The organism is Amycolatopsis sp. NPDC004368, from assembly GCF_053602515.1.
This window is the reverse complement of the sequence record NZ_JBSGDT010000003.1, coordinates 112,909-139,751: the sequence shown is the minus strand read 5'-3', so window position 1 is coordinate 139,751 and position 26,843 is coordinate 112,909. Positions and strand designations below refer to the sequence as shown.

The 26,843-nt window shown below is 71.4% G+C and carries 26 protein-coding genes; 19 read left to right on the top strand and 7 right to left on the bottom strand.

The genetic code is table 11. The features are described 5' to 3' along the window. Positions 1-31: 31 nt before the first annotated feature. The 3 genes from ACWEOE_RS06615 to ACWEOE_RS06605 all read left to right on the top strand — a co-directional run bounded on the left by ACWEOE_RS06615 (position 32) and on the right by ACWEOE_RS06605 (position 2,161). Entirely contained in the window at positions 32-892 is an 861-nt protein-coding gene (locus ACWEOE_RS06615; protein ID WP_452004869.1) for a RecB family exonuclease, read from the top strand. A gap of 172 nt (positions 893-1,064) precedes the next feature. After that, positions 1,065-1,580, top strand: coding sequence for a hypothetical protein (locus tag ACWEOE_RS06610; RefSeq protein WP_452004866.1), 516 nt, complete (start codon positions 1,065-1,067; stop codon positions 1,578-1,580). Further along, positions 1,571-2,161 carry a class I SAM-dependent methyltransferase gene (locus tag ACWEOE_RS06605; protein ID WP_452004863.1) on the top strand — a complete coding sequence of 197 codons (591 nt, stop codon included), beginning with the start codon at positions 1,571-1,573 and terminating at the stop codon, positions 2,159-2,161. Before ACWEOE_RS06610 ends, ACWEOE_RS06605 begins: the two co-directional genes overlap by 10 nt. Here ACWEOE_RS06605 and ACWEOE_RS06600 read toward each other — a convergent pair. Next, positions 2,158-3,525 carry an Rv3212 family protein gene (locus ACWEOE_RS06600; RefSeq protein ID WP_452004860.1) on the bottom strand — a complete coding sequence of 456 codons (1,368 nt, stop codon included), beginning with the start codon at positions 3,523-3,525 and terminating at the stop codon, positions 2,158-2,160. The genes ACWEOE_RS06605 and ACWEOE_RS06600 overlap by 4 nt on opposite strands. Before the next feature lie 35 nt (positions 3,526-3,560). After that, positions 3,561-5,345, bottom strand: coding sequence for a DEAD/DEAH box helicase (locus ACWEOE_RS06595; protein WP_452004857.1), 1,785 nt, complete (start codon positions 5,343-5,345; stop codon positions 3,561-3,563). A gap of 284 nt (positions 5,346-5,629) precedes the next feature. On the opposite strand from ACWEOE_RS06595, the gene ACWEOE_RS06590 reads away from it, so the two are divergent. The 4 genes from ACWEOE_RS06590 to ACWEOE_RS06575 all read left to right on the top strand — a co-directional run bounded on the left by ACWEOE_RS06590 (position 5,630) and on the right by ACWEOE_RS06575 (position 7,272). Further along, positions 5,630-6,283 carry a ferritin-like fold-containing protein gene (locus ACWEOE_RS06590; RefSeq protein ID WP_452004854.1) on the top strand — a complete coding sequence of 218 codons (654 nt, stop codon included), beginning with the start codon at positions 5,630-5,632 and terminating at the stop codon, positions 6,281-6,283. Between the two features lie 97 nt (positions 6,284-6,380). Continuing rightward, positions 6,381-6,611 (top strand): DUF3107 domain-containing protein, encoded by a 231-nt coding sequence (locus ACWEOE_RS06585; protein WP_220246448.1) that lies wholly within the window; start codon positions 6,381-6,383, stop codon positions 6,609-6,611. Positions 6,612-6,814: 203 nt separating this feature from the next. Then, positions 6,815-6,973 carry a hypothetical protein gene (locus ACWEOE_RS06580; RefSeq protein WP_452004851.1) on the top strand — a complete coding sequence of 53 codons (159 nt, stop codon included), beginning with the start codon at positions 6,815-6,817 and terminating at the stop codon, positions 6,971-6,973. Then, entirely contained in the window at positions 6,970-7,272 is a 303-nt protein-coding gene (locus ACWEOE_RS06575; protein WP_452004849.1) for a pyridoxamine 5'-phosphate oxidase family protein, read from the top strand. The genes ACWEOE_RS06580 and ACWEOE_RS06575 overlap by 4 nt, the downstream gene beginning before the upstream one ends. 479 nt (positions 7,273-7,751) lie before the next feature. On the opposite strand, the gene ACWEOE_RS06570 is transcribed toward ACWEOE_RS06575, so the two are convergent. Together ACWEOE_RS06570 and ACWEOE_RS06565 are read right to left on the bottom strand one after the other, a co-directional pair. Next, entirely contained in the window at positions 7,752-8,072 is a 321-nt protein-coding gene (locus ACWEOE_RS06570; RefSeq protein ID WP_452004846.1) for a DUF4873 domain-containing protein, read from the bottom strand. A 23-nt stretch (positions 8,073-8,095) separates the two neighbouring features. Next, on the bottom strand, positions 8,096-8,896 hold the full coding sequence (locus ACWEOE_RS06565) for a TetR/AcrR family transcriptional regulator (protein WP_452004844.1): 801 nt from the start codon (positions 8,894-8,896) through the stop codon (positions 8,096-8,098). A 55-nt stretch (positions 8,897-8,951) separates the two neighbouring features. Between ACWEOE_RS06565 and ACWEOE_RS06560 the strand changes: the two genes are divergently transcribed. Beyond that, the gene (locus tag ACWEOE_RS06560; RefSeq protein WP_452004841.1) at positions 8,952-9,860 is read left to right on the top strand and encodes an AurF N-oxygenase family protein; all 909 of its coding nucleotides are present in this window, start codon (positions 8,952-8,954) and stop codon (positions 9,858-9,860) included. Then, positions 9,857-10,756, top strand: coding sequence for an alpha/beta fold hydrolase (locus ACWEOE_RS06555; RefSeq protein ID WP_452004838.1), 900 nt, complete (start codon positions 9,857-9,859; stop codon positions 10,754-10,756). Before ACWEOE_RS06560 ends, ACWEOE_RS06555 begins: the two co-directional genes overlap by 4 nt. On the opposite strand, the gene ACWEOE_RS06550 is transcribed toward ACWEOE_RS06555, so the two are convergent. Together ACWEOE_RS06550 and ACWEOE_RS06545 are read right to left on the bottom strand one after the other, a co-directional pair. Further along, entirely contained in the window at positions 10,753-11,436 is a 684-nt protein-coding gene (locus ACWEOE_RS06550; protein ID WP_452004836.1) for an alpha/beta fold hydrolase, read from the bottom strand. The two genes, ACWEOE_RS06555 and ACWEOE_RS06550, sit on opposite strands and share 4 nt — an antisense overlap. Positions 11,437-11,441: 5 nt before the next feature. After that, positions 11,442-12,068, bottom strand: coding sequence for a TetR/AcrR family transcriptional regulator (locus ACWEOE_RS06545; protein ID WP_452004834.1), 627 nt, complete (start codon positions 12,066-12,068; stop codon positions 11,442-11,444). Between the two features lie 105 nt (positions 12,069-12,173). Between ACWEOE_RS06545 and ACWEOE_RS06540 the strand changes: the two genes are divergently transcribed. From ACWEOE_RS06540 to ACWEOE_RS06495, 10 genes are all read left to right on the top strand, one after another. After that, positions 12,174-13,178, top strand: coding sequence for an alpha/beta fold hydrolase (locus ACWEOE_RS06540; protein WP_452004831.1), 1,005 nt, complete (start codon positions 12,174-12,176; stop codon positions 13,176-13,178). A gap of 80 nt (positions 13,179-13,258) precedes the next feature. Next, positions 13,259-14,482: a DUF3152 domain-containing protein gene (locus ACWEOE_RS06535; protein ID WP_452004829.1), complete on the top strand. Its 1,224-nt coding sequence runs from the start codon at positions 13,259-13,261 to the stop codon at positions 14,480-14,482. Between the two features lie 129 nt (positions 14,483-14,611). Beyond that, positions 14,612-15,793, top strand: a complete 1,182-nt coding sequence (gene moeZ, locus ACWEOE_RS06530) for an adenylyltransferase/sulfurtransferase MoeZ (protein ID WP_452004828.1) — start codon at positions 14,612-14,614, stop codon at positions 15,791-15,793. 143 nt (positions 15,794-15,936) lie between these two features. Next, positions 15,937-16,734: a TIGR02569 family protein gene (locus tag ACWEOE_RS06525; protein WP_452004825.1), complete on the top strand. Its 798-nt coding sequence runs from the start codon at positions 15,937-15,939 to the stop codon at positions 16,732-16,734. A gap of 141 nt (positions 16,735-16,875) precedes the next feature. Next, positions 16,876-18,918 (top strand): molybdopterin oxidoreductase family protein, encoded by a 2,043-nt coding sequence (locus tag ACWEOE_RS06520; protein WP_452004822.1) that lies wholly within the window; start codon positions 16,876-16,878, stop codon positions 18,916-18,918. Next, positions 18,915-20,330, top strand: coding sequence for an FAD-dependent oxidoreductase (locus ACWEOE_RS06515; protein ID WP_452004821.1), 1,416 nt, complete (start codon positions 18,915-18,917; stop codon positions 20,328-20,330). Before ACWEOE_RS06520 ends, ACWEOE_RS06515 begins: the two co-directional genes overlap by 4 nt. A 20-nt stretch (positions 20,331-20,350) precedes the next feature. Further along, positions 20,351-21,688: a nitrate/nitrite transporter gene (locus ACWEOE_RS06510; protein WP_452004819.1), complete on the top strand. Its 1,338-nt coding sequence runs from the start codon at positions 20,351-20,353 to the stop codon at positions 21,686-21,688. Then, positions 21,688-24,207, top strand: a complete 2,520-nt coding sequence (gene nirB / locus ACWEOE_RS06505; RefSeq protein ID WP_452004817.1) for a nitrite reductase large subunit NirB — start codon at positions 21,688-21,690, stop codon at positions 24,205-24,207. Before ACWEOE_RS06510 ends, nirB begins: the two co-directional genes overlap by 1 nt. Beyond that, positions 24,204-24,542, top strand: a complete 339-nt coding sequence (nirD, locus tag ACWEOE_RS06500; protein ID WP_452004815.1) for a nitrite reductase small subunit NirD — start codon at positions 24,204-24,206, stop codon at positions 24,540-24,542. The genes nirB and nirD overlap by 4 nt, the downstream gene beginning before the upstream one ends. Further along, positions 24,539-25,642 carry a uroporphyrinogen-III synthase gene (locus ACWEOE_RS06495; RefSeq protein ID WP_452004813.1) on the top strand — a complete coding sequence of 368 codons (1,104 nt, stop codon included), beginning with the start codon at positions 24,539-24,541 and terminating at the stop codon, positions 25,640-25,642. The genes nirD and ACWEOE_RS06495 overlap by 4 nt, the downstream gene beginning before the upstream one ends. Here ACWEOE_RS06495 and ACWEOE_RS06490 read toward each other — a convergent pair. After that, on the bottom strand, positions 25,608-26,804 hold the full coding sequence (locus tag ACWEOE_RS06490) for an FAD-dependent monooxygenase (RefSeq protein ID WP_452004812.1): 1,197 nt from the start codon (positions 26,802-26,804) through the stop codon (positions 25,608-25,610). The genes ACWEOE_RS06495 and ACWEOE_RS06490 overlap by 35 nt on opposite strands. Positions 26,805-26,843 lie beyond the last annotated feature (39 nt).

Sequence of the window (26,843 nt, the reverse complement as noted above, 5' to 3'; positions counted from 1 at the left end):
AGCGTGGGCGCCGGAACCGAACGGGGGTCGTGTGAAGGAACAGCTGGGCTTCGATTTCGGCGTGGAGCAGCCGGTGCGGCTCACGAAGGTGTCGCCGGCGCGGTTGAGCACGTTCGAGGACTGCCCGCGCCGCTACCGGTTGGGCTACCTGCAGCGGCCCACGCCGCTGCGCACGGGCCCGTGGGCGCACAGCACGCTGGGCGCGGTGGTGCACAACGCGTTGCGGGCGTTGTTCGACCTGCCCGCGGCCAAGCGCACCGCGCAACGGGCGATGGCGCTCGTGGGTGAGCACTGGAAGGACGCGGGGTTCGAGGACGCCGCGCAGGCCGCGCGCTACCGGGCGCGGGCGAAGGGCTGGGTCGGGGAGTACGTGGAGGACCACGACGTCACCGAAGACCCGGTCGGGCTCGAACGCTGGGTGTCCGCGCCGGTCAGTCTCGACGGTGGCCGGCCCACGATGATCATCGAGGGCCGCACCGACCGCATCGACCAGCGCGGGGGCGAACTGGTGATCGTGGACTACAAAACGGGCCGGCGCGCGCCGGACGAGTACGAGGCCCGGGCGTCGCAGGCGCTGGCGATGTACGCGGTGGCTTCGTCGCGCACGCTGCGCATGCCGTGCACGAAGGTCGAGCTGCACCACCTGCCCACCGGCACGGTCGCCGCGGCCACCCACACGACCGAGTCCCTGCAGCGCCACCTCCAGCGCGCCTCGGAAACCGCGAACGACCTCCGCCTCGCCACGGACACCCTCGACGCGGGCGCCGACGGCGACACCCTCTTCCCCGCCCGCCCCGACCGCCGCTGCTCCTGGTGCGACTTCCGCCCCAGCTGCGCCGAAGGCCAGCAAGCCGGCCCGGCGGCGCAGCCGTGGGATCTGCTGGCGCCCTGAGCTCTCTTCGACGACTGGACTTGGGTTTATGGCCTCACCTGATACCGATGAACTGACTCCGGCGCCGCTCACGGACACTTGCCCCGACGCGGCTCATGCCCCGCAGGCGGATGGCGCCTTGGCCTCGGAGACACCGCTCACCGCGGACTCCCAGACTGAGGAGTCTGCCGCAGTGGAACGGCAACCTGACACCGATGCGAGCGACGCCGCCCTCGATGCGCAGGCGGACGGTCTCGAACCGGAAGGCCCCGTACCGGCGAAGGGCGGCGAGGAGAGCGCTGAACTCGCTTCTGTGACGGACGAGCCGGTCGCCGTCACCACGGAGGCGCAGCGGGATGAAACCCCGGCGCCGGTGAACCACGACAGCGTTCCAACCGCTGCGCCGCAGAGGATCGAAGCACCGGCGACGGGGAAGCCTCGCGGCCGCTGGTGGCGAGGCTTCACCGGCTCGGTGGCCGCAGGGCTCGCCGTGCTGGCGGTCGGGGTCCTCGGGGTCGAGGTCGTCTGCCTGGTCACCGGTGCGCCGGGGCCGAGCGTGCTGCTGCTCGTGGGCCACCCCGTCGCGGCGGTGGTGGCGCTGGCGCTGCAGCGGGTCGCGGACCGGCGGTACGGCCGGGTTGCCGCGCTGGCGGGCCTGGGAGTCTTGCTGGTCACGTTCGTGGCGCTCACCGTGTTCTGGTGGGCGTGACGCTGTCCGACGCCGAGGCCGCCGAGCTGTACGACGTCCTCAACCGCTGGGGCGATTTCCCCGCGGACGCCTTCTACGAAGCCCTCGTCGACAACGTCCCGACGGTCCTCGACGTCGGGTGCGGCACCGGCGGGATGCTGCACCACACCCGCGAGCGAGGCCACCGAGGCCGGCTCGCCGGCGTTGATCCCGAAGCCGCGGCGCTGGTCCGGGCGCGACGCCGCACGGACGTGGAGTGGCGGAACGGAACAGCCGCCGAGCTCGGCTTCGAGGCGGAGTTCGAGCTCGCCACGATGACCGGTCACGCGTTCCAGTGCCTCGTCACCGACCGGCAGTTGCGCCTGTCGCTCCACCCCACCCGGCGAGCGCTGCGGCCCGGTGGGCGGTTCGCGTTCGAGACGCGCCACCCGGGCGCAAAGGCTTGGGAGGACTGGACTCCTGCCCACGCGGTCACCGTCTCGCAGCCGCGCGAGCTGCGCCTGTGGCACGAGGTCGAGGCGCTTGCCGGTGATGTCGTCACGTTCACCGAGCCCGCGGCCCAAGTCGACGGCACTGTGCTGCGCGTCGACCGCGCTGCCTAACGCAGTGCCGCCACCACAGTGCCACGCTGCTCAAGCAACACCGGTCCCAGCGCCGTGAGCCGCACGACGCCTGTGTACGCGCCGCGGTCGACGCCCACCGTGCGGATGGTCGAGCCGTCGGATTCGTTGAGCACCGCCAGGCCGCCCGGGATGGGGACGACCAGTTGGCGCGCGAAGGTGATGCCGGGGCCGCGGGTCCCCGAGAGGGTCCAGCGGGGGGCGAGGGTGTCGCGGGACAGGGCAACGGTCTTGGTGCCCGTGAACCAGTAGACGCCGCCGTCGGTGCGGGTGGTTTGTTCGGTGCCGCCCGCGGGGTCGGCGGCCAGGTCGGACGCCGGGAGGTCCATGGGGTAGGCGGAGCGCTCGGTGCCGTCCGCGCCGTAGATGACCAGGAGTTTCTGGTCGGGCAGCAGGACGGCCGTGTTGTCGCCCGACATGGCGATCACGCGGGCGCGCGAGCCGGCCAGCACGGTGCTGAAGACGACCTGCGGTTCGTCCTCGTGCTCGGCCGTGGACTTGTAGACGGTGAGGCGGTCGTGCGGGTCGCCGGGGCAACGCTCGATCACGCCGACCTTGTCGGCGCCCGCCGCGACGGTGCCGTAGGTGCAGCCGGTGCGGGGCTGCTTGTTCGGGTTGACCATGAACGGCACCTGGCCGTATTCCATGCTCTTCACGAGGTCGTCGCGCCAGGTGTCGAGCAGGTGCTTGCCCGTGGTGGTCACGTGGCTGCCGTCACTGACGAGCTGGGTGCCGAGTTCGGCGTCGCCGTTGCGCTGGGCCGTGATCTGGCCCGTGGTGGGGTCGAGCTGCGTGACCTCGCTGCAGCCCATTGCCTTGTGGTACACCGCGTTCACGCGGCCCCAGGCAGTGTCCACAGTGCACAGTTGGAGGTTCTCGCGCGTGTAGTGCCAGCGGATCTTGCCCGTGAGCGGATCGCGGCCGGCAACCTCGCCGCCGTCGGCGGTGGTCACGTTGTCGCCCTCGCCGATCGGCACGGGCGTGGCCGCGCTGGGCGCCTGCCACAGCTGCGACATCGAGCCAGGCACGGCCGTGGGGGCCGGCGGCAACGTCGGCGCACCGGCGGCGAGTGCGCGGCTGGTGTGCAGGTTGTCGCTGTTCAACGCGACCACCAGCGCCACCACGACCACCACCACGGCGATCGACGCCGCGATCACCCGGTCCCGTCCGCGGTTCCACGGCGAACGCCGCACGCGAACGGGCGGCCCCGCCGCAGCAGGACTCTGCGACGGGGGCAACACGTCTTCGGTGCCGTACGGGCGGCGGGAAACCACCCCGGGGTCAGGCGGGCCCGCCGAACCGACCTCTGCGGGCGATTCGGGCGCACTGTCCCCGTGGTCGCTCACGTCCCTGACTCCCGCCGTCGGCTCCGCTGGTCCCCTCAGTCTGCCGACGCAGGTGTATCAGACGTCGCGGAGGGGCGGCGACGACGGCGCCGACGTGCCGGACGCTCACCCGTTTCACCGGTTTCTCCCGAAACCGAGGCCGACGCGGTGGCCGCGCCGGCGGGACCGGTCGACTCACCACCGCCGCCACCACGGGTGCGGCGACGCGTGCGCGTGCGCTCTTCCCCGGCCGGCGCGGCGTCCCCGGAAGCAGCAGCCGCGGCATCCGCCTTCTCGACCGCCTCGGCGGCCTTCGCCCCGCCACGGGTGCGCTTGCGCGGAGCCCGCGTGCGCTTGCGCGGCGCGTCGTCCGAGCCGGCACCAGCAGCACCCCGGCCACCACGGCCACGGCGCTTGCCACCCAGGTCCTCTTCCTCCTCCGCGGCCAGCCCGGCGCGGGTCCGCTTCGAGAGCGGGAGCCGGCCGGTGGTGCCCTCCGGGATGCCGAGGTCGCTGAACAGGTGCGGCGACGACGAGTACGTCTCGACCGGCTCCGGCTTGTCCAGACCGAGCGTGTCGGAGATCAGCTTCCACCGCGGGATCTCGTCCCAGTCGACGAGCGTGACCGCGACACCCGTGCGCCCCGCGCGGCCGGTGCGGCCGATGCGGTGGACGTAGGTCTTCTCGTCCTCGGGGCACTGGTAGTTGATGACGTGGGTGACGTCGTCGATGTCGATGCCGCGCGCGGCGACATCGGTGGCCACCAGCACGTCGACTTTGCCCGAGCGGAACGCGCGCAGCGCCTGCTCGCGCGCGCCCTGGCCCAGGTCACCGTGGACGGCGGCCGCGGCGAACCCGCGCTCCACCAGGTCGTCGGCCACCTTCTGCGCGGTGCGCTTGGTGCGGCTGAAGATCATCGTGAGCCCGCGGCCCTCGGCCTGCAGGATCCGGGCGATGACCTCCGGCTTGTCCATCGAGTGCGCGCGGTAGACGAACTGCGTGGTGCGCTCGTGGACGGCGCCGGCGTCGTTCTCCTCGGCACGGATGTGGGTGGGCTGACGCAGGAACGTGCGCGCCAGCGTGATGATCGGGCCCGGCATCGTGGCGGAGAACAGCATGGTCTGCCGCTCCTCCGGCACCATCCGCAGGATGCGCTCGATGTCGGGCAGGAAGCCCAGGTCGAGCATCTCGTCGGCCTCGTCGAGCACGAGCCCGCGAACCTTGCCCAGCACCAGGTGCTGCTGCTCGGCCAGGTCGAGCAAGCGGCCCGGGGTGCCGATCACGACGTCGACGCCCTTGCGCAGCGCCTCGATCTGCGGCTCGTACGGCCGCCCGCCGTAAATGGCCAGCGTGCGGATGCCGAGGTGCTTGCCGGCGCCCTTGAGGTCGTTGGCGACCTGGATGCACAGCTCGCGGGTCGGGACCACGACCAGCACCTGCGGGGTGCCGTCGCCGGGCACCTGCACGCGGTGCAGCAGCGGGACGCCGAAGCCCAGCGTCTTGCCCATGCCGGTGCGGGCCTGGCCGATGAGGTCGTCGCCCGCCATGGCCAGCGGCAGCGTGAGTGCCTGGATGGCGAACGTGCGCTCGATGCCGACCTCGCCCAGGGCCTTCACGATCTCCGGCTTCACGCCGAACGACGCGAACGTGGGCGCCTCCGGCTCGACCTCGACGCCCGCCTGCAGCGGGTGCGACGTGTCGAGCGCGGCCGGTCCGGTCTCGCTGTGTTCCAGCGCGACGGCGGTGGCCTGCGTGGGGGTGGTGGTTTCTTCGGTTGTGGACTGTTCTGCGGTCAGGGTGATCGCCTCTCTCGTGACCAGCGCGCACAGGCCGGTTGTCACTCGACACTCGACCGGGGGTTCTGACGGGCACCGTTGACGGCGCCGCAGCCGCCCTCCCGGGAATGCCGCTGGAGGCGTGCACGCACAATTGCGGCGAACCCCGGCAGCCCTGGTGGCGCCGGTCGTCCGCCTGTTTCCCGCAGCCAGAAGACGTGCGGAAGCCTTGTCAATCTTTCCGCAGTGTACCTGGTCAGGAGTTTTTCAACAGTACCGGGCGAGACGGCGCGGCGTGGGATCGGTCTCTTCACGGCGTCGACCACGGGTTCGGCGATACCCTCGTCGCCGTGACCGACCCGAAAGAGATCAGCGAAGGCGTCGTCGACCTGCTCGGCGTGATCGCCTATCTCGAGCTTTCCGCGTTCGACCGCATGGCCGAGGACGCCCGCAGCGCGCCCACGCTGGCCGGTCGCGCCGCGCTCGCCTCGATGGCGGCGGCCGAGATCGGGCACTTCGACCTCCTGTCGGCACACCTGTCCGCCCACGGCGTCGCGGTCGACCACGCCATGGGCCCGTTCGTGGCCCAGGTCGACGCCTGGCACGCCTCCACGCGGCCCAAGTCGTGGCTGGAATCGCTGGTCAAGGCCTACGTCGGCGACGGCCTCGCGGCGGACCTGTACCGCGAGATCGCGAGCTGGCTCGACGCCGAGACCAAGGACCTCGTGCTGACCGTGCTCGCCGACACGGGGCATTCGGCGTTCGCCGAGCGCGAAGTCGCCGCGGGCATCAAGGCCGATCCGAAGACGCGCGACAAGCTCGCGCTGTGGGGGCGGCGGCTGCTGGGCGAAGCGCTGACGCAGGCCCAGTACGTGGTCGCCGAACGCGATGGCCTGGCCGAACTCATCGTCAGCGGCTCCGGTGACCTGTCGGGAATCGCCGGCTTGTTCCGGCGGTTGCAGCAGGGGCACACGAAGCGCATGCAGGCGCTCGGTCTGGGCTGAAGTGCCGGTTCACCACGCGGTGGCGCGACACCGCAGCGCCGCGGTTGGGCTAGCCTTGCCAGGCGTAACGACAACGAATTTCCTGCGGAGGTCCCACGTGGAGGTCAAGATCGGCATCAAGGACACGCCGCGCGAGCTGGTGGTGTCCAGTGGCCAGACCGCCGACGAGGTGGAGAAGCTGGTCGCCGAGGCGCTGACGGCCGGTGACGGGCTCTTCCGCCTCAACGACGAGAAGGGCCGCAAGTACATCGTCCCGTCCGACCGCATCGCGTACGTCGAGATCGCCCCCTCGGACGTCCGCAAGGTCGGTTTCGGCGTCGGCGACTGACGCTCGCCGGTTCTGGTTCTGACGGCGAAGCCGCTCCGGGTTCAGGCCCGGGGCGGCTTTTTCGTGCGGTCGGGAGCCGGCCGGGTGGTTGCTTCACCGCATCGGTGCGCAACGTTTGGTGTGTCGTCGCGGGGCTTTCTACGTTCGGGCTCGAATCCGGAGCCGGAAGGGGCGCCGGCGGGCAAACAGGGAGTCCAGCGGAGATGACGACGGTCGAACCCGCGACGGAAGCGGTCGGGGACCTGGTGCGGGTGACGCTTTCGGCCCACAAGTCGATGTTCCTCGCGACGGCGGGCAGCGCGGGCCCGTGGGCCGGGGGCGTGTACTTCGCCGAGAGCGACCCGTTCACCTCGGCCTGGTGATCGAACGCTCCGGCCGCACCCTCGCCGCGATCCGCGAGAACCCGCTGGTGTCGGTGGTCGTGTCGACGGGCTCGCCGATGCAGCCGTTCCTCCAGGCTCAGGCGGAGGCCGAGATCGTGACCGGCGAGGTCGCCTCGGCCGTGCGCACGGCGCTGGTGGCGAAGGTGCCGGAGGTGCAGCCGTTCCTGGCGATTCCGGTGGAGACGGTTCGGCTGCACGGTCGGCAGTGGCGGGCCACGGATGTGGTGAACGGGTGGCTGCCGGGGCGGGAGTTGCCGGGGCCGCGTGGCGGGGAGTGATGTGAGTGCGGAGGCCGCCTCTTCTGGATGGGAGGGGCGGCCTTCGCGTGTCTTGGGGGCGGCTGGTTCACGCCGGGGTGATTTCCGCGGGGCCGCCGGGCCGGCATGGGGGCTTCCGTGAGGCCGGGGTGGTGTTCGTGAGGCCGCCTTTCCGGCTGGAGGCGTTTTGTGTCCGGCGCTCGGTTCTCGCGGAGGGTGGCTTTCGCGCGCGGCCGGGTTCGCGCGGGGTGGATTCCCTGAGGCCGCCTTTCGTTTGTCTGGCGCGGGTTCTTGTTGCGGCTTTCGCCCGTGAGGCGCCGGATCGTGCCGGATTTCGGGCCTTCCGGCGGCTGTGGATCTCACCCGATTGGTTGTGGATAAGTGGCGCTGACCAGCGGTGATCCGCCGAAATTGTCGGGGGTGGCCGGTAGACTGAGCATGGGACGTCCCCCCTGGGAGGGCGGGGGCGTTTCTTCCGGCGGGGTGGGGGCACAAGGCGGTCAGGCTGTTGCCGCTTCGGCTTCTTCCAGGGTGGTCGGCACCGTGAACGGCGGGGTGGACGTGCCCATGAGCCGGTAGCGGCCCCACGGGTCCGGGTCCGACAGTTCGCCCGCGGCGGTGCGATCGCCGATCGTCACGGTGCACGCGGTTTTGCGGCCGCTCGCCGCCGACGCCAGGGTTGGGTCGGGGGAGACGCGGCCGTACCAGTGGTAGTAGCCGTCGATGGGTTGGAAGTAGCCGCGCAGGTCGAGGTGGACCTGCAACACCGTGCCGTCGATGGTGAGGGTGGCGGGGCCGGTGTAGCCGTCTTCGTCGGTCATGCGGAGTCCTCCCGGAAAAGGGGTCAGCCGGCGTCGGTGTCAGCGGTGGCGGAGGCAGGGGCGGAGCCGGACGGATCGGATTTGGTGCGGCCCAGCTGCACGACCTTGTTCTCCTCCAAGGGCAGGTTCGGGTCGATGACCACGCCGTGCTGGCGGGTCAGGCCGTCGATGGCCGCCCAGATGATCTGGGTGAGGTACTCGACCACGGAGTCGCGGCTCATGGAGCGGCGGTCGAGCCACCATTCGCCCGTGCTCTGGACCATGCCGACGATGCCGTGGGCCCACGGTTCCGCCGCGCCGGAGTCCATGGAGAACATGCGCATGTAGTCGCCGAGCAGGGCGGTGAGCGCGGTGGCGATCACTTCCTTGTCCTCGGCCACGACGTCGGAGTCGCTCACCACCTTCTCGTGCAGGCCGCCGCGGGCCAGCAGGCGGTAGAGGTTCGGGTGTTCCTCGATGACCGAGAAGAACGCGTCCAGCGCCATGCGGATGCGGGGCACCGGGGCGAGTTCGGCGTTGATCGCGGGAATGAGGCGCTCGAAGAGGATCTCCGTGCCGCGCCGGCCGAGGGCCACGTAGAGGTCGGCCTTGTCCTCGAAGTGCCGGTACAGCACGGGTTTCGTGACACCGGCCTCGGCCGCGACGTCCTCCATGCCCAGGTCCGGACCATGGCTGTCGAGCGCCCGCAGCGCGGCCTCCACGAACTCCGCCCGCCGCGCGATGCGGTGCTTGCGCCACCGGTCGCGCCGGGCATCGCCGGTCGCGGCCTCACCCGGCGCCGGGTGCTTGCTGGAGCGCTTGACACGTTCGATCACCCGAGTCATGCTACCAAAGGTAACTGTTACCTCAAGTTACATCTATACCGAGAAGGGGCGAGCGATGACGCGGACGCTCAAGGAGACCGACCGGGAGAAGACCGCCGAACGGCTGCTGAAGTCCTCGGCGAACAAGTTCTACGACCCCGACGTCGACATCGACTGGGACGCCCCGCTCGTCGACGGGAAGAACTACATCCTCCCGGAGCGCTCGTCGCTCTACGGCACGAAACTCTGGGACACCCTCAGCCCCGAGCAGCGCATCGAGCTCGGCAAGCACGAGGTCGCGAGTGTCGCCACGACCGGGCTGTGGTTCGAGATCCTCCTGATGCAGATGCTGCTCAAGGAGGTCTACGACGAGGACCCCACCAGCTCCCACGCGCAGTTCGCCCTCACCGAGATCGCCGACGAGTGCCGCCACTCCACGATGTTCGCGCGCATGGCCGCGCGCATCGGCTGCCCCGCCTACGGCCCGGTGCCGGCGCTGCGCCAGTTCGCGAAGCTCATGCCCACCATTTCCTACGGCCCCGCCCGCTACGGAGCGATCCTCGTGGCCGAGGAGGTGCTCGACCGCCTGCAGCGCGAGCAGATGGTGGACGAGAACGTGCAGCCGCTGGTGCGCATGGTCAACCGCATCCACGTACTCGAAGAAGCGCGGCACGTGACCTTCGCGCGCGAAGAGGTCACGCGAGGAATGGCCAAACTGGGCAAGCACGAGATCGCTTTCCAGCAGTTCATCATCGCGTTGATCTCGTACTTCGTCACGCGCGCGTTCATCAACCCCAACGTCTACAAGGCGGTGGGCATCCGCCCGCGCGACGGTGTCGAAGCGGCGCTGAACAACCCGCACTGGCAGGCGACGATCGCGTGGGCCGGGGAGAAGATCATGCCGTTCCTGCGGGAGTCGGGCCTCGTCGGCTTGCCGGGCCGCTACTTCTGGAAGAAGTCGTTCCTGCTGCCGGAGGGCAAGTGACCACGCTCGAACGGCTCCGGAATCCATCGCGGGAGCACCGGTTCGTGACCGGTGACGGAGTCGCGCTGCACGTCGAGCCGTCCGGCCCCGCCGACGCGCCGGCGACGCTCGTGCTGGTGCACGGCTGGACGCAGGACCACCGCACGTGGGACGGCGTCGTGCGCCGCCTCGGACCGGCCACGCGGGTCCTGCGCTACGACCTGCGTGGCCACGGGGGATCGTCGCCGGCTCGACGGGGGGCGGCGACGATCCCCAGACTCGCCGACGACCTGGCCGAGCTGATCGCCGACCGCGTGCCGCGCGGGCCGATCGTGCTCGCGGGGCACTCGATGGGCGGCATGACGGTCATGGCGCTGGCCGAACGGCATCCCGACCTGGTGAAAGCGCGTGTGAGCGGGGTGGCGTTCGTGGCCACGTCGTCGGGGCAGATGGACCGGATCACGCTCGGGCTGCCGGGACTGGCCGGATCGATGTCGGCGCGGTTCGAGCGGCGGCTGGCCAAGGCGCTGTCTCACCGCAAGGGTGAGCGGCTGCCGTTGCGCCCGGCGATGGTGCGCTCCGGCGCGCGGTTCCTGGTGTTCGGCGACAAACCGGCGCGCGGGGACGTGAACAGCGTTGTCGACCAGCTGTTGTGCGCGCACCCGGCTAGCCTGGGCGAGTTCCAGGACGCGATTTCCGTGCACGACTGCCGCGTGGCGTTGCGCGCGCTGCGGACCGTGCCCGCGGTGGTGCTGGCGGGCGAGAAGGACCGGCTGTGCCCCTTGCCGCACGCGAAGGTGATCGCCGACGAGCTGCCCGACGCCGAGTTCGTGCGCTACCCGGGCGCGGGCCACATGCTGCCGCAGGAACGCGCGGCGGAGGTCGCCGCACGGATCAGCACGCTCCTGCCGCGCTAGACCACCTGCGCGGCAAGGGATTCCAGCTGTGCGACAGTCGCGGGCACATCCTCGTACACGGGGGTGTGCCCCGTGTCCACTGTGGACAAAAAAGCGTTCGGGAGACGGTCGACGAGGTACTGGGCGTCCGCCACCGACCGGGCCCGGTCGTGCACGCCGTGCAGCACCCGCGCCGGGCAGCGGATCGACGCGAGCTGCTCGGTCAGGTCGAGATCGCGCTGGCTCGTGAGCACCTCCAGCGCCGCCGCCTGCGGCACTCGGGCGGCGTAGGCGAGCAGCTCGGCGCGCACTTCCGCGGGCAATGGCGAAGCGAACGACCGGTCCAGCACCGCCGCGTGCAGCTCGGGTCCCCACGCCTGCGAAACGGCCGTGAGGATCCCGTCGACGTCACCGTGGCCGCGCATGTGCGCGCCGGTGTTCGCGAGCAGCAGCCCGGCCACCAGTTCGGGGTGCTCGGCAGCCAGCCGCAACGCGATGCACCCGCCCGTCGAGTGCCCCACGAGCAGCACCGGCCCGGAAAGCCGTGCTGCGATCCGCGAGGCCACGTCCTCGATCCGCCACGGTCCGGGCGCCGACATCCAGTCGACCGCGTGCACCACCCCGGGCCACGCGCGCGCGAGCGGACCGAAGACCGCCGGGCTGCACAGTGTGCCGGGGACGGCCACGACGAGCGGGGCCAATCGCGTCAGCCGTCCTTGAGCGGGAAGCCACCGCCGATGCCGCGCCACGCGAGGTTGGCCGTGAGCGCCACGGCCTCCTCCCGGGACATCGCCTGGTTGTGCTGGAGCCAGTAGCGCGCCGAGACCTGCGACATGCCGACCAGTCCCACGGCGAGCAGCCGCGCCTTGTGGTCATCGAGCCCGGCGTCGGCCGTGATGGTCTCGGTGATCGCCTCGACACTCGCCGAAGTCGCGCGGTCCACGGCCTCCTGCACGGCCGGTTCGCCGCGCAGGTCGCTCTCGAAGACCATCCGGAACGCGCCGGCGTCTTCGCTGACGAAGTCGAAGAAGGCGCCGACCGTGGCCGGCACGCGCTGGCGGTTGTCGCTCGTGGAGTCGAGCGCGCCCTTGACCCGGCTCACCAGGTCGTCGACGTGGCTTTCCAGCAGCGCGATGTAGAGGTCGAGCTTGCCGGGGAAGTGCTGGTACAAAACGGGCTTGCTGACGCCCGCCTCCTCGGCGATCTCGTCCATGGCCGCGGCGTGGTAGCCGTTTTCGGCGAAGACGCGTTGCGCGGCCGTCAGCAGCTGGGCTCGGCGTTCGGTCCTGGGCAGCCGGACACCGCGTTGCTGCAGTCGCGCCATTTCCGTCATTCTTCCTCCCGTCCACGGCTTCGCCGGGCAGTAGCACCACCGCGTGAAGCGGGTTTGAGATTACTCGCGGGTACGCCCGAAACGCCAAGTGTCGGGCATCCTGGGGTGGTGACCACATCCACGACGCGCCCGGCGACCGCGACGGCGGTGCGTCCGCCCGTGACCCACGTGCCGCTGTCGCCGGCGCCGCTGCCCGCGCTCGAGCCGGTGCTGCCGCCCTGGCCCGGCGTGGTCGAGGAGGTCGGCGGGGTCTCGCTCAACGTCCGCCGCACTCCCGGACCCGACGGTACCGTTGCCGTCTACGTCCACGGCCTCGGCGGGTCGTCCAGCAACTGGACCGACCTCGCCGCACTGCTCGCGCCCACCGCGAGCGGCCGCGCGATCGACCTGCCGGGCTTCGGTTTTTCCGAGCCCACAGCCGGGTTCGACTTCGGCCTCGACGAGCACGCCGACGTGGTCGCGCGCTACATCGAGGGCCTCGGCGCGGGTCCGGTGCACCTGGTCGGCAACTCGATGGGCGGCGCGATCGTGCTGCTCGTGGCCGCCGCGCGCCCCGAACTGGTGCGCACCCTCACGCTCATCTCGCCCGCCATGCCCGACCGCCGGCCGGACCCGCGACGGCTGTCGGACCCGATGATGGCGCTGGCCTACCTGCCGGTGGTCGGCGCGCGAGTGCGGCGCCGGCTGGCCGCGATGACGGCCCGCGAACGCGCGGCGCAGGTCATCAACCTCTGCTTCTACGAGCCGGCGAAGTTTCCGGAGCAACGGCTCGACGAGCTCACCGAGGAACACGGCGCCCGCGCCGCGCTGGCGTGGGCCGCGCCCGCGCTCGCGCGCAGCACGTTCGGGATCTTCCGGCGCTGGAGCTCGGTGGGTGAGGCGTCGCTGTGGTCGGTGGCGGCGCGGGTGAGCATTCCCACACTCGTTGTCTGGGGCCTGCACGACCGGGTGATCTCGGTGCGGCGCGCGCCCCGCACCGCGCGGCTGCTCCGGCACGCGCGGCTTCTGGTCCTTCCCCGGACCGGCCACGTGGCTCAGATGGAACGCCCGAATGTCGTAGCGAGAGCGGTTCTGGGCCTGTGGGAGGCCGTGGAGAAGGGCACCTGGTAGGCCGAACGAGTGACAGATGATCTCTCGGTCATCAGCCGGTCGCCGAGAGCATCACGGTTCGGATATGGCACCCTGAGGCGGTGGACCGGCCGAAGGACGCACGAGGAGACGACCGGCGAGCCTCGTACTCCGGTTCAGCCAGGCGTGCGACGTCGGCCTCGTCGAAGAACTCATCAGCCGGCTCATCGAGGACTTCCTCGAGGAGCACGGACAATTCACCGCTCACCGACACGGGCTCGCCCCGCGTCGGTCAGTTCCGTCCGTCGAAGCCGCCCGCCCAGCGCGTGGGCGAGGACCGTTACCGCCCCGGCACCCGCCGCACGAGCGGTGAGCCGCTGAAGGCGTCGTGGCAGCCGAAGGGCGAGGACGAGAAGCCCCCGGCGCGCCGGCCGGCCGCGAAGAAGCGCGGTGTCGGCGGGTTCGTGAAGACCTACGGCTGGCGCGTGTACGCCCTGCCGATCCTCGTCGTGATCACCGTGCTGGTCGTGGTGAACACGGCTACCAGCCCGGCCGAGCCGGGGTCGAGCGCGGCCTCGGGCAGCGGCGCGCCGGCGGCGGGCGACGCGGGCGCGGGCGCGATCGACGGCGGCCAGGCCATCCCGGAGAACCCCGCAAAACCGGTGGACGTGAACGTGCCGACGGCCGAGCTGCCGACGGGCGGGCCCTACACCGAGAGCGGCAAGGGCACCTGGCACGTCGTGCCGGGTTCCGGCCCGGTCGTCGGGAAGGGCGGCAAGCTCTACACCTACACGGTCGACGTCGAGGACGGCATCGACCCGTCGAGCTACGCCGGCGACGACAGCTTCGCCACGGCGGTGCAGGGCATCCTGTCCGATCCGCGCAGCTGGACGTGGAACGGCGAGATCCGGCTGCAGCGCGTGGACGCGAGCTTCCCCGACCCGAGCTTCCACGTGAGCCTCACCACGCCGAACACCACGCACCGCGCCGACGCGTGCGGGTTCCAGATCAAGTTCGAGGCCTCTTGCTACCGCCGCAGCATGGACCGCGTGCTCATCAACCTCGCCCGCTGGGTGCGGGGCGCGAAGGTCTACGGCGCCGACATGACGGGCTACCGGCAGTACGCCATCAACCACGAGGTGGGCCACGCGCTGGGCAACGTCCACGTCGGCTGCCCCGGAAACGGCCGGCCCGCGCCCGTGATGATGCAGCAGTCGTTCGGCGTCGCCGACGACTACGTGGCGATGCTGAACAACATCCCCGGCGGCGACAAGGGCAAGGTCGCGTCCGACCACCACGTGTGCGTGCCCAACGCCTGGCCGAACCCGACGCCGCCCGGCCAGTAACCGCTCAGCAAACACTCCGGTACAAAACAACCCCCGTCCCACGATCCGGACGCCGGGAAGCCCACCTTGCCTGATGGCGTTGTGGATACTGGGATTGACTACGCGATCCACGCGAGTATGGAGGACCCGATGTCAGACACGGCACTGCCGCCGCTCGTCGAGCCGGCTGCGGAGCTCACGAAGGAAGAGGTGGCCCGGTACAGCCGCCACCTCATCATCCCGGACGTCGGGGTGACCGGGCAGAAGCGACTCAAGAACGCGAAGGTCCTGGTCATCGGTGCCGGCGGCCTCGGCAGCCCCGCGCTGCTCTACCTGGCCGCGGCGGGCGTCGGCACGCTCGGCATCATCGACTTCGACGTGGTCGACGAGTCGAACCTGCAGCGCCAGGTCATCCACGGCCAGTCCGACATCGGCAAGCTCAAGGCCGCGTCGGCGCAGGAGTCGATCGCCGAGATCAACCCGCTGGTCAAGGTCAACCTGCACGTCGAGCGGCTGGAATCGTCGAACGCGCTGGAGATCTTCCGCGACTACGACCTGATCCTCGACGGCACCGACAACTTCGCCACGCGCTACCTGGTCAACGACGCCGCCGTGCTGCTGGGCAAGCCGTACGTGTGGGGTTCGATCTTCCGCTTCGAAGGCCAGGTCAGCGTCTTCTGGGAAGACGCGCCGAACGGCAAGGGCCTGAACTACCGCGACCTCTACCCCGAGCCGCCGCCTCCCGGCATGGTTCCCTCCTGCGCCGAGGGCGGCGTGCTGGGCGTGCTGTGCGCGTCGATCGGCTCGATCATGGTCACCGAGGCGATCAAGCTCATCACCGGCATCGGTGAGCCCCTGCTCGGGCGGCTCATCAGCTACGACGCGCTGGAGATGAAGTACCGCGAGGTCAAGATCCGCAAGGACCCCCAGACCCCGAAGATCACCGAGCTGATCGACTACGAGGCGTTCTGCGGTGTCGTGTCCGACGAGGCCGCGCAGGCCGCTTCGGGCAGCACGATCACGCCGGCGGAGCTCAAGGCCAAGTTCGACAACGGCGAAGACTTCGCCCTCATCGACGTCCGCGAGCCCGGCGAGTACGAGATCGTGAACATCAAGGGCGCCACGCTGATCCCGAAGGACCGCATCCTCTCGGGCGAGGCGCTGGCCGAGCTGCCGCAGGACAAGCCGATCGTGCTGCACTGCAAGTCGGGCGCGCGCTCGGCGGAGGCGCTGGCCGCACTGCACGCGGCCGGGTTCAAGGACGCCACGCACCTCGGTGGCGGCATCCTGTCCTGGGCGAAGCAGATCGACCCGAGCCTGCCCACCTACTGACGGTTCCGGTTCAGGAAGGCCTTCCCGGTTCGACCGGGGAGGCCTTCCCGGCGTTTCGGGCCCGGTGCCCGAAATATGAAAGCGTTCCGTGACCAGCGCGTCTTCTCGAACGTGGCGCGGGTCGGCGGGTACCTTCGGATCTCGTGCGGTCCACTCTCGAACGGCCACCCGAGCGGGTGTGCGCGGCCTTCGGCGGCGACGTCGACGGCGTTTCGGCGCTGCCGGATTCCACGGCCTGGCGCTGCGGCGACCTCGTGCTGAAGCCGGTCACCGACCGCTCGCGCACGCTGTGGACGGCCCGCGCGCTGGAGCACGCCGAGGACCCGGGGCTGCGGATCGCGAAGCCGGTGCGCGCGAGTGACGGGCGCTGGATCGTCGGCGACTGGTCGGCGTGGCGGTACGTCTCGGGTTCGGCCGAGAACCAGGTGGACGGCGCCATGCTCGCCGCTGTGAAGCTGCACCGCGCCACGGCCGACCTGCCGCGGCCCGATTTCCTGTCCGCGCGCGACGACCTCGACGCGGTGGCCGACCGCATCGCGTGGGAAGAGCTCGACCGCCCGCTCGACGAGGCGAAGGGCGGCCGCTGGTTCGAGGTGCTCGCGCCCTCGCGCCGGCCGATCAAGCTGCCGCTGCAGGTCGCGCACGGCGAGCTGCTGGCGGGCGTGCTCTTCGACGGCGACGCGGCGCCCGGCATCGTCGACTTCGTGCCGTACTACCGGCCGGGCGAATGGGGTGCGGCGATCGTCGCCGTGGACGCCATGGCGTGGGGTGGGGCGAGTGGTGAGCTGCTCGACCGCTGGGCGCACCTGCCGGAGTGGCCGCAGCTGCTTCTTCGCGCGATGTTGTTCCGGTTGGCCGCCAACGCGTTGAACCCGCGCTCGACGGGTGCCGCGCTCGACGGCCTGCGCGCGGCGGCGCGTGAGGTCAGCGCGATCCTCTAGTCCGCGGGATTCTCACCGCCGAGTTCTCACTGCCGAGGCGTGGGAAGTGGCGAGTGATGTCAACTGGCTGAAACATTCCAGCGTTTCCAGGTAACACGGCGTGCTTAGCGTCGGGGCCATCGCCGACCCCGAGGAGCGCCCGTGCCGCACGTCGACACGCACTGCCCCTACTGCGCGCTGCAGTGCGGCATGCGCTTGGAGGGCACTCGCGTCACTCCGCGCGAGTTCCCGGTCAACGCCGGCGGCCTGTGCCAGAAGGGGTGGACGTCGGGGGAGCTGCTGCACTCGGGTCCGCGGCTGACCACGCCGCTCGTGCGGCGCAACGGGGAGCTCGTGCCGGCGAGCTGGGCCGAGGCGCTGGACCTCGTGGCGGCGAAGCTTCGGGAACTGCGCCGGCAGCACGGTCCCGATGCCGTCGCGGTGTTCGGCGGCGGTGGGCTCACCAACGAAAAGGCTTACCTGCTCGGGAAGTTCGCGCGAGTCGCGCTGGGGACCTCGCAGATCGACTACAACGGCCGGTTCTGCATGTCCTCGGCCGCCGCGGCGGGGCTGAAGGCGTTCGGGGTCGATCGTGGGCTGCCGTTCCCCGTCACGGATCTCGCGGGCGCCGACGTGGTGCTGCTGGCCGGCGCGAACCCGGCCGAGACGATGCCGCCGTTCGTGCAGCACCTGCGCGATGCGGAGCTGATCGTGATCGACCCGCGCCGCACGCCGACGGCCGAGCTCGCGGCCCTGCACCTCGCGCCCGCGCCGGGCACGGATCTCGCGCTGGCGCTAGGGATCCTGCACGCCGTGGTCGCCGAGGGGTATCTCGAAAAGTCCTTTGTGGACCTTCGAACGGCCGGGTTCGAGGACGTGTGGCGGATCGCCGCCGGCTGGTGGCCGGAGCGGGCCGAGCGGGTGACCGGCGTGGCGGCCGCCGACCAGCGCCGGGCCGCCGCGATGCTGGGCGAGGCGCACCGCGCGTACGTGCTCACCGCCCGGGGCACCGAGCAGCACGCGACGGGCACGGCGAACGTCAGCGGCTGGATCAACCTCGCGCTGGCGCTGGGGTTGCCGGGCCGCGAAGGCGCGGGGTTCGGATGCCTCACCGGACAGGGCAACGGACAGGGCGGGCGTGAACACGGGCAGAAGGCCGACCAGCTGCCGGGCTACCGCAAGATCGACGATCCGGCGGCCCGGGCCCACGTCGCCGAGGTCTGGGGCGTGGCGCCGGAAAGCCTGCCGGGGCCGGGGCGGTCGGCGACCGAGCTGCTCGACGCGCTGGGGAGCGACGGTGGACCGAAGGCGTTGCTCGTGTTCGGCAGCAACGTCGTGGTGTCGGCGCCGCGGTCACAGCGCGTCCAAGAGCGACTGTCCGCTTTGGACCTCCTGGTGGTCGCCGACTTCGTGCTCTCGGAGACGGCCGAGCGGGCCGACGTCGTGCTGCCCGTGACGCAGTGGGCGGAGGAGGACGGCACGCTCACCAACCTCGAAGGCCGTGTACTGCTGCGCCGCAAGGCCGTGGACGCGCCGCCGGGCGTGCGGTCCGACCTCGAGGTGCTCAACGGTCTCGCCACCCGGCTCGGTCAGCCCGCCGAGCGGTTCCCCACCGACGCCCAGGCCGCGTTCGTGGAGCTGCGCGCGGCGTCGAAGGGCGGCCCGGCCGACTACTCCGGGGTCACCTACGACCGGCTGCGTGCCGGTGAGGCCCTGCACTGGCCGGTTCCCGGTGCGGACCACGCCGGGACCCCGCGGCTGTTCCTCGACCGCTTCGCGCACCCGGACGGCCGTGCGCGGTTCGTCGCGGTGGATCACACCGGGCCAGCCGAACTGACCGACGCGGAGTTTCCGTTGCAGGCCACGACGGGCCGGGTGTTGCAGCACTACCAGTCGGGCGCGCAGACCCGCCGGATCGCGGAGCTGGTGGCCGTGGTGCCGGAGGTGTTCGTGGAGGTGCACCCCGACACCGCCGCCCGCGCGGGCCTCGCCGAGGGCGAGCGGGCGCTGGTGCGGTCACGGCGCGGGGAGACGATCGCGCGGGTGCGGTGCGTGGGTTCACTGCGGCCCGACCTGGTGTTCCTGCCGTTCCACTTTCCTGGTGCGGGACGCGCGAACCTGCTCACCAACCCCGCACTGGATCCGGTGAGCCGCATGCCGGAGTTCAAGGTGTGCGCGGTGGCACTGTCGAAAGTGGACTCGTGAGCGCCCGGCACGTCGTCGTGGCCGGCTACGGCATGGCCGGGGCCCGGCTGGCCGACGAGATCCGGCGCCGGGACCCCGCGGCCGAGCGGGTGCGGCTGACGATTGTCGGCGCCGAGCAGCACCCCGCGTACAACCGGGTGCTGCTCTCGTCCGTGCTCGCGGGCGGGATGACCGCGGCCACGGTCCGGCTGCACGACGACGAGTGGGCCGCTCGCGCGAACGTCGACCTGCGCCTGGGCACAACCGTGACCGGCCTCGATCGTGGGAGCCGACGGGTGACGACCACCGGCGGGGCGCTCAGCTACGACGCGCTCGTGCTCGCCACTGGTGCCACGCCGTGGCTGCCGCCCGTCGAGGGCCTCGAGCCGGGGCCGGGGGTGGCGCTGTTCCGGACCCTCGACGACTGCACGCGGATTCTCGACGCCGCCCGGCCCGGCGCGCCCGTCGTGGTGCTCGGCGGCGGGCTGCTCGGACTCGAGGCCGCGCGGGGCCTGGCGGGCCGCGGGGCGAACGTGACCGTGGTGCACCCGCACGGCCACCCGATGGAACGCCACCTCGACACCGGCGCCGGCCGCGTGCTCGCGCGGCGGCTCACCGACCTCGGCGTGAGCTTCCGCTTCGACGCCACGGCCGCGCGCCACCTGCCCGGTGACGGCGTGAAGCTCGACGACGGCGGTTTCGTTCCGGCCGATCTCGTGGTGGTCGCCGCGGGCGTGCGCCCGGACACCGCGCTCGCCGAGGCCGCCGGGCTCGCCGTGGACCGCGGTGTGCTCGTCGACGACCTGCTGCGCACCAGTGACGGCCGCATTCACGCCCTAGGCGACTGCGCGCGGCACGCGCACGCGCCGGCCGGGCTCGTCCAGCCCGCGTGGGACCAGGCGGCGGTGCTCGCCGACCTCCTCACCGGCGCCGACACGGCGGCGCGCTACCGCGGCACGACCGTGGTCACGCGGCTGAAGGCCCGGGGCGTCGACCTCACCGCGTTCGGCGAAACCCACCCGGGCGACGGCGCCGAAGTGCTCACCGTCGACGACCCCGCCGGCGGTCGCTACGGCAAGCTCGTGATCCGCGACAACCGCGTGACCGGCGCGATCCTGCTCGGTCTGCCCGACGCCGCGGCCACCGTCACGCAGCTGCACGACCGCGGGATCCCGCTGCCCGAAGACCGGCTCGCCGTGCTGCTCGGTCGCGCGCTGGCCGCGGGTGCGCCCGCGGCGGCGAGCCCCGCCGACCTGCCGGCGTCGGCGCTGATCTGCCGGTGCAACGCCGTGACCAAGAGCCGGCTCGTCGACGCGTGGCGCGGTGGCGCCACCGACGTCGCCGCGCTCGCCCGCACCACCCGCGCCACCACCGGCTGCGGCGGCTGCCACGACACCGTGTCCGCTGTCGCCGGATGGCTGGCGGCCCAATGACCGACGCTGAGGAGGACGCCGTGAAATCCCGTTGGATCGAGCGCTGGGCACCCGAGGACGAGACGTTCTGGGAGACGACCGGGCAGCGGATCGCCCGGCGAAACCTGTGGTTCTCCGTGTTCGCCGAGCACATCGGCTTCTCGGTCTGGACACTGTGGTCGGTCGTCGTGCTGTTCATGGGCCCCGAGTACGGGTTCTCGGCGGCGGACAAGTTCCTGCTGGTGTCCACGCCGACGCTCGTGGGCGCGATCATGCGGCTGCCCTACACGTTCGCCGTGGCGAAGTTCGGCGGTCGCAACTGGACGATCTTCAGCGCGGCGCTGCTGCTGGTGCCGACGGTGCTCACGGCGATCGTGCTGCACCCCGGCACTTCGCTGGGCACGTTCGTGCTGATGGCCGCGCTCGGCGGGGTCGGTGGCGGGAACTTCGCGTCGTCGATGACGAACATCAACACCTTCTACCCCGAGCGGCACAAGGGCTGGGCGCTCGGGCTCAACGCGGGTGGCGGCAACCTGGGCGTGGCCGTGATCCAGCTGGTCGGGCTGCTCGTGATCGGCACGGCCGGGGCGGCGGCGCCACGGCTGGTGTTGTTCGTCTACCTGCCGCTGATCGTGCTCGCCGCCCTCGGCGCGGCGTTGTTCATGGACAACCTGGCGACGGTTCGCGGTGACACGAAGGCCATGCGTGAGGTCGTCCGGTACGGCCACACGTGGGTGATGTCGCTGCTGTACGTCGGCACGTTCGGCTCGTTCATCGGGTACAGCTTCGCGTTCGGGCTGGTGCTGCAGAACCAGTTCGGCCGCACGCCGCTGCAGGCGGCGGCGGTGACGTTCCTCGGGCCGCTGCTGGGGTCGCTGGCGCGGCCACTGGGTGGCCGGCTGTCCGACCGGCTCGGCGGTGCCCGGGTCACGTTCGCCGTCTTCGGCGCGATGGCGCTGGCCACGGTGGTGCTGGTGCTGGCCTCGTCGGCGAAGTCGCTGGTGTTGTTCACGGTCGCGTTCATCGTCCTTTTCGTCCTCACCGGAATCGGCAACGGTTCGACGTACAAGATGATCCCGGCGCTGTTCCAGGTGAAGGCCCGCGCGGCCATCGACCTCGGCGGCGACGAGGCGGCGGAACTGCTCAAGGCCCGCCGCCTGTCGGGTGCGCTGATCGGGCTGGCGGGCGCGATCGGGGCGGTGGGCGGGTTGTTCATCAACCTCGCGTTCCGCCAGTCGTTCGCCGACGCGCACAGCGGGATCCCGGCGTTCGTCGGGTTCCTGGTGTTCTACGCGGTGTGCGTGGGGGTCACGTGGGCGGTGTACCTGCGCAAACCCGTGGTGCGGGCCCAGGTCGCGCTGGCCGGGGGAGAGGTCTGATGCGGACACTCGTGGTGGCCGGGCACGGCATGGTCGCGCACCGGCTCGTGGAGGCCTTGCGGGCGGCGGACACAGCCGGTGAGTGGCGGGTCGTGGTGCTGGCCGAGGAGAACCGGCCCGCGTACGACCGCGTCGCCTTGACGTCCTATGTCGACACCTGGGATCCGGCTGCGCTCGCCTTGCCGGGCGCGGACTACGCTCACGATCCGCTGGTTGACCTGCGTCTCGGCGAAGCCGTGGTGGCGGTCGACCGCGCGGCTCGCACGGTGACCACCGCGTCCGGGCACGAGCAGGCCTACGACGCCCTGGTTCTGGCCACCGGTTCGCGCCCGTTCGTGCCGCCGGTGCCGGGCCGGGACCTGCCGGGTGTCTTCGTGTACCGGACCATCGAGGACCTCGACGCCATCCGCGAAGCCGCGACGAAACCGGGCCGCGGGCGCCGGGCGGCGGTGGTGATCGGCGGTGGGCTCCTCGGCCTGGAAGCCGCGAAGGCGTTGCGGGACCTGGGGCTTTCGCCGCACGTGGTGGAGATGGCGCCACGGCTCATGCCGGTGCAGGTCGACGAAGGCGGCGGCGCGCTGTTGCGCCGGCTCGTGCAGCAGCTCGACGTGACCGTCCACACGGGAACCTCGACGGACGCGATCGAAGCCGACGGGTCGCGGCTGCTGGCCAAGCTCGGCAACGGCACCGAGCTCGACGTCGACCTCGTGGTGTTCTCCGCGGGGATCCGCCCGCGCGATGACCTGGGCCGGGAGGCCGGCCTGGCGGTCGGCGAACGCGGCGGTGTGCTCGTGGACGCCGGCTGCCGCACGAGTGACCCGGCGGTGTTCGCGATCGGCGAGTGCGCGGCCGTCGAAGGGACGGTGTACGGCATCGTCGCGCCGGGGTACGCGATGGCGGAGGTCGTGGCCGATCGGCTCACCGGGGGAGCGGCGACGTTCCCGGAACCGGACACGGCCACGAAGCTGAAGCTCATGGGTGTCGATGTCGCCAGTTTCGGCGACGCGCACGCTCGCACCGAGGGCGCGCTCGAAGTCGCGGTGAACGACGCCGTGGCCGGCACGTACAAGAAACTCGTGGTCACCGACGACGGCCGCACGCTGCTCGGCGGCGTGCTCGTCGGCGACGCGGCCGAATACCACACGCTGCGAGCACTGGTCGGCCGTCCGCTGCCCGCCGAACCGGGTGCGCTGCTCGCGCCGGCCGGGGGAGGCGCGGCCGTCGGCGTCGAGGCACTGCCGGACGAGGCGCAGATCTGTTCGTGCAACGGCGTGACCAAGGGCGCGCTGATGCGGGCGATCCACGAGGACGGCTGTGACTCGGTCGGCAAGCTCAAGGCGTGCACACGGGCGGGCACGTCGTGCGGCTCGTGTGTGCCGATGTTGACGAAGCTGCTCAACGTGTGCGGAGTCGAACAGTCGACGGCGCTGTGTGAACACTTCGCGCAGTCGCGTGCGGAGTTGTTCGAGATCGCACACGCCACGCACATCTCCACGTTCAGCGAGCTGATCAGCCGCTACGGCACCGGCACCGGTTGCGCGGTGTGCAAACCGGCCGTCGCGTCGATCCTGGCCACGCTGGGCAACGGCCACATCCTCGGCGGCGAACAGGCAACGCTGCAGGACACGAACGACAAGTTCCTCGCCAACCTGCAGCGCAACGGCAGCTACTCCGTGGTCCCGCGCATCCCCGGCGGTGAGATCACACCGGCGAAGCTCATGGTGATCGCCCAGGTCGCCCAGGACTTCGGGCTGTACACGAAAATCACCGGCGGCCAGCGGATCGACCTGCTCGGCGCCACGGTCGACCAGCTGCCGGAGATCTGGCGCCGGCTCGTCGACGCGGGGTTCGAGTCCGGGCACGCTTACGGAAAGTCACTGCGCACGGTGAAGTCGTGCGTGGGGTCGACGTGGTGCCGCTACGGCGTGCAGGACAGCGTCGGGCTAGCGATCGAGCTGGAACTGCGCTACCGCGGCTTGCGCTCGCCGCACAAGATCAAGGCCGGCGTGTCCGGCTGCGCGCGGGAATGCGCCGAGGCGCGCGGCAAGGACTTCGGCGTGATCGCGACCGAGAAGGGCTGGAACCTCTACCTCGGCGGCAACGGCGGCGCGAATCCACGCCACGCGCAGCTGTTCCTGTCCGAAGTGGACACCGAGACGTTGATCCGCACCATCGACCGCTTCCTGATGTTCTACATCCGCACCGCCGATCGGCTGCAGCGCACGGCACCGTGGCTGGAGGAGCTCGACGGCGGCCTGGAGCACCTGCGCGCGGTGATCGTGGACGACCGCCTCGGCATCTGCGAGGACCTCGACGCCGCCATGGCCAAGCACGTCGACGACTACGCCGACGAATGGCGCGGAGTGCTGGAGGACCCGGAAAAGCTCGCGCGGTTCAGCTCCTTCGTGAACGCCCCGGGCACCCCGGACCCGTCGATCTCGTTCCGCCCGGAACGCGCGCAACGCGTGCCGGTGCTGCTGGGTGTCCCGCGGCTCGGAAAACCGGAGGTACGGCGATGACCACGTCGATCGAGCGGACCTGGACGTCCGTGTGTTCAGCTTCGAGAGTGGGCGACGGCTCGGGTGTGGCGGCGCTGGTCGAGGGTGAGCAGGTGGCCGTGTTCCACGTCGGCTCTGCTTGGTTCGCCCTGTCCAATTGGGACCCGTGCAGTGGTGCGGCCGTGCTCTCGCGCGGGATCGTCGGTGACGCCGGTGGTGAGCCCGTGGTCGCGTCTCCGGTCTACAAGGAACGGTTCTCCCTGCGCACCGGACAGTGCCTCGACGCACCCGGGATCGCGGTGCCGGTCTACGGCGTGCGGGTGCGCGAGGGGATCGTCGAGGTGGGCTCCCCGTGACCGACGTGCTCCCGCTGGCCGGGTTCGTCGCCGGCATCACCGCGGCGCGCCGGGCCGAGGAGCTCGGCGCGCTGCTGGTGCGCAAGGGTGCGACCGTGCGCTACGGCCCGGCCATCCGGATCGTGCCGCTCGCCGACGACACCGAGCTGCACGCCGCCACTACGCGACTGCTGAAGTCCACAGTGGACGTCGTGGTGGCGACGACCGGAATCGGCTTCCGCGGCTGGGTCGAAGCCGCCGAGGGCTGGGGACTCGGCGAGACGCTGCTGGCCCACCTGTCCCGCGCCCGCCTCGTCGCCCGCGGCCCGAAGGCGACGGGTGCCCTGCGGGCCGCGGGACTGTCGGAGGACTACTCGCCGCCGTCGGAGAGCAACGCGGGCGTGCTGCAGCACCTGCTCGAATCCGGGGTGGCCGGGAGGACGATCGCGGTCCAGCTGCACGGCGAGCCCCTGCCGTTCTTCGCCGACGCCCTGCGCGCGGCGGGCGCGTCGGTGATCGAGATCCCGGTCTACCGCTGGGTCGGCCCGGCCGATCCCGGGCCGCTCGCCCGCCTCGTCGACGCCGTGCTCGACGGCACCGTCGACGCGCTGCCCTTCACCTCCGCGCCGGCCGCCGCGTCGACGGTCGCCCTGGCGCGGCGCACCGGCCGGCTGCCCGCGCTGGTAGAAGCCCTGACCACGCGCGTGGTCGTCGCCTGCGTCGGCCCCATCACGGCCGCGCCCCTTGCGGCGCTGGGCATTCCCACCGTCCAGCCCGCCCGCTCACGCCTCGGCGCGCTGGCCCGCACGGTCGCCGACGCTCTCCTGGCCCGCACCCCGCGCCTCACGGTCGCCGGCCACGCCCTCGAACTGCGCGGCCAGGCCGTGGTCCTCGACGGCGACTGGCACGACATCGCCCCCGCCCCCATGGCGGTGCTGCGGCTGCTCGCTCATTCCCCGGGCCGGGTGGTCTCGCGGCGTGAGCTCACCACGGCGCTGCCGGGCGGCGGTGAGGAGCACGCGGTGGAGACGGCGATCGGCCGCCTGCGCGTGGCTCTCGGCGGCCCGGCCGTGATCCAGACGGTGGTCAAGCGCGGCTACCGGCTGGCCGTCGAGCGGTGAAGTCGGGGAGCACCAGCGCACTGTGCTCGGGCCGGCCGGGACTGTCGGGCAAGGTCGTGAGCCGGCGCAGCGCGGCGTTGCGCGCGGCCAGCGCCTCGGCCGTGGCCGGGAACATCGTGGCGTTGCCTTCACTGACCAGCGCCTGGTTCGCCTCGACGAACGGCCGCGCGGTGTCCTCGTACGCCGTGAACGCCGCCGTGTGGTCGGAGTTCGACGAAAGCTCGCCGGCGAGCACGTACGCGCCGACCAACGCGGTGCTGCTCCCCTGACCGGTGAGGAACGACGGGGCGAACGCGGCGTCGCCGACGAGCGCGACGCGCCCCGAAGACCAGCGCGGCAGGTGGATCTGGCTGACGACGTCGAAGAACAGATCGTCGGACGTGCGCATCGCCTCGACCAGGCGGGGGATCAGCCAGCCGTCGGCGGCGAACACGTCGGTGACGAGCTCGCGCTGCGCTTCCGGGTTGCGGAAGGCGGCGAACGGCGCTTCGGGCCGTGCGAAGCTGAGGAAGCCGTGGATGTCCTCGCTCTCGCCGACCGCGTACAGCGCGGCGCCGCGGCCCGGCACCGTCCAGAGGACGCCTTCGCGGTGCAAGCCGAAGGTGTTGGGCAGCGTGAAGCCGGCGAAGCAGTAGCCGAGGTAGCGGTGGAACTGCTCCTCTGGGCCGAATTTCAGCGCGCGGACGCCCGAGTGCAGGCCGTCGGCGCCGACGACCAGGTCGAACCGGCGGTGCCGGCCGCTGCGTAAGGTCACGTCGACTCCGTCGTCGTGGTCGTCGAGCGCGGTGACCTGGTCGTCGAAGAGGAACTCGACGTCTTCGCGGATGGTGCTGTACAGCGCCTCGGCGAGGTCGCCGCGGCGCACTTCGAGGTCGAGGCCTTCGCCGCCGGCGATGGATTCCGGCTTCAGCACGGCGATCGTGGCGCCGTCGGCGTCGAGGAAGCTGATTCTGCGGGTGTCGACGTGCGCTTCGCGCAGCATCGGCATCAGCCCCATCCGCTCGACGACGCCGAGCGCCGTGCCGCGGATGTCGATGGGGTAGCCGCCGGCGCGCAGCGCGCTCGCCTTCTCGACGACCGTGACGGCGAAGCCGTAGTCACGCAGCCAGTAGGCCAGCGCGGGCCCGGCGATGCTGGCGCCGGAGATGAGAACGGAGGTCATGATGTCTCCTTGATAGCTAAGTTAGGTATGCTTTCCGCG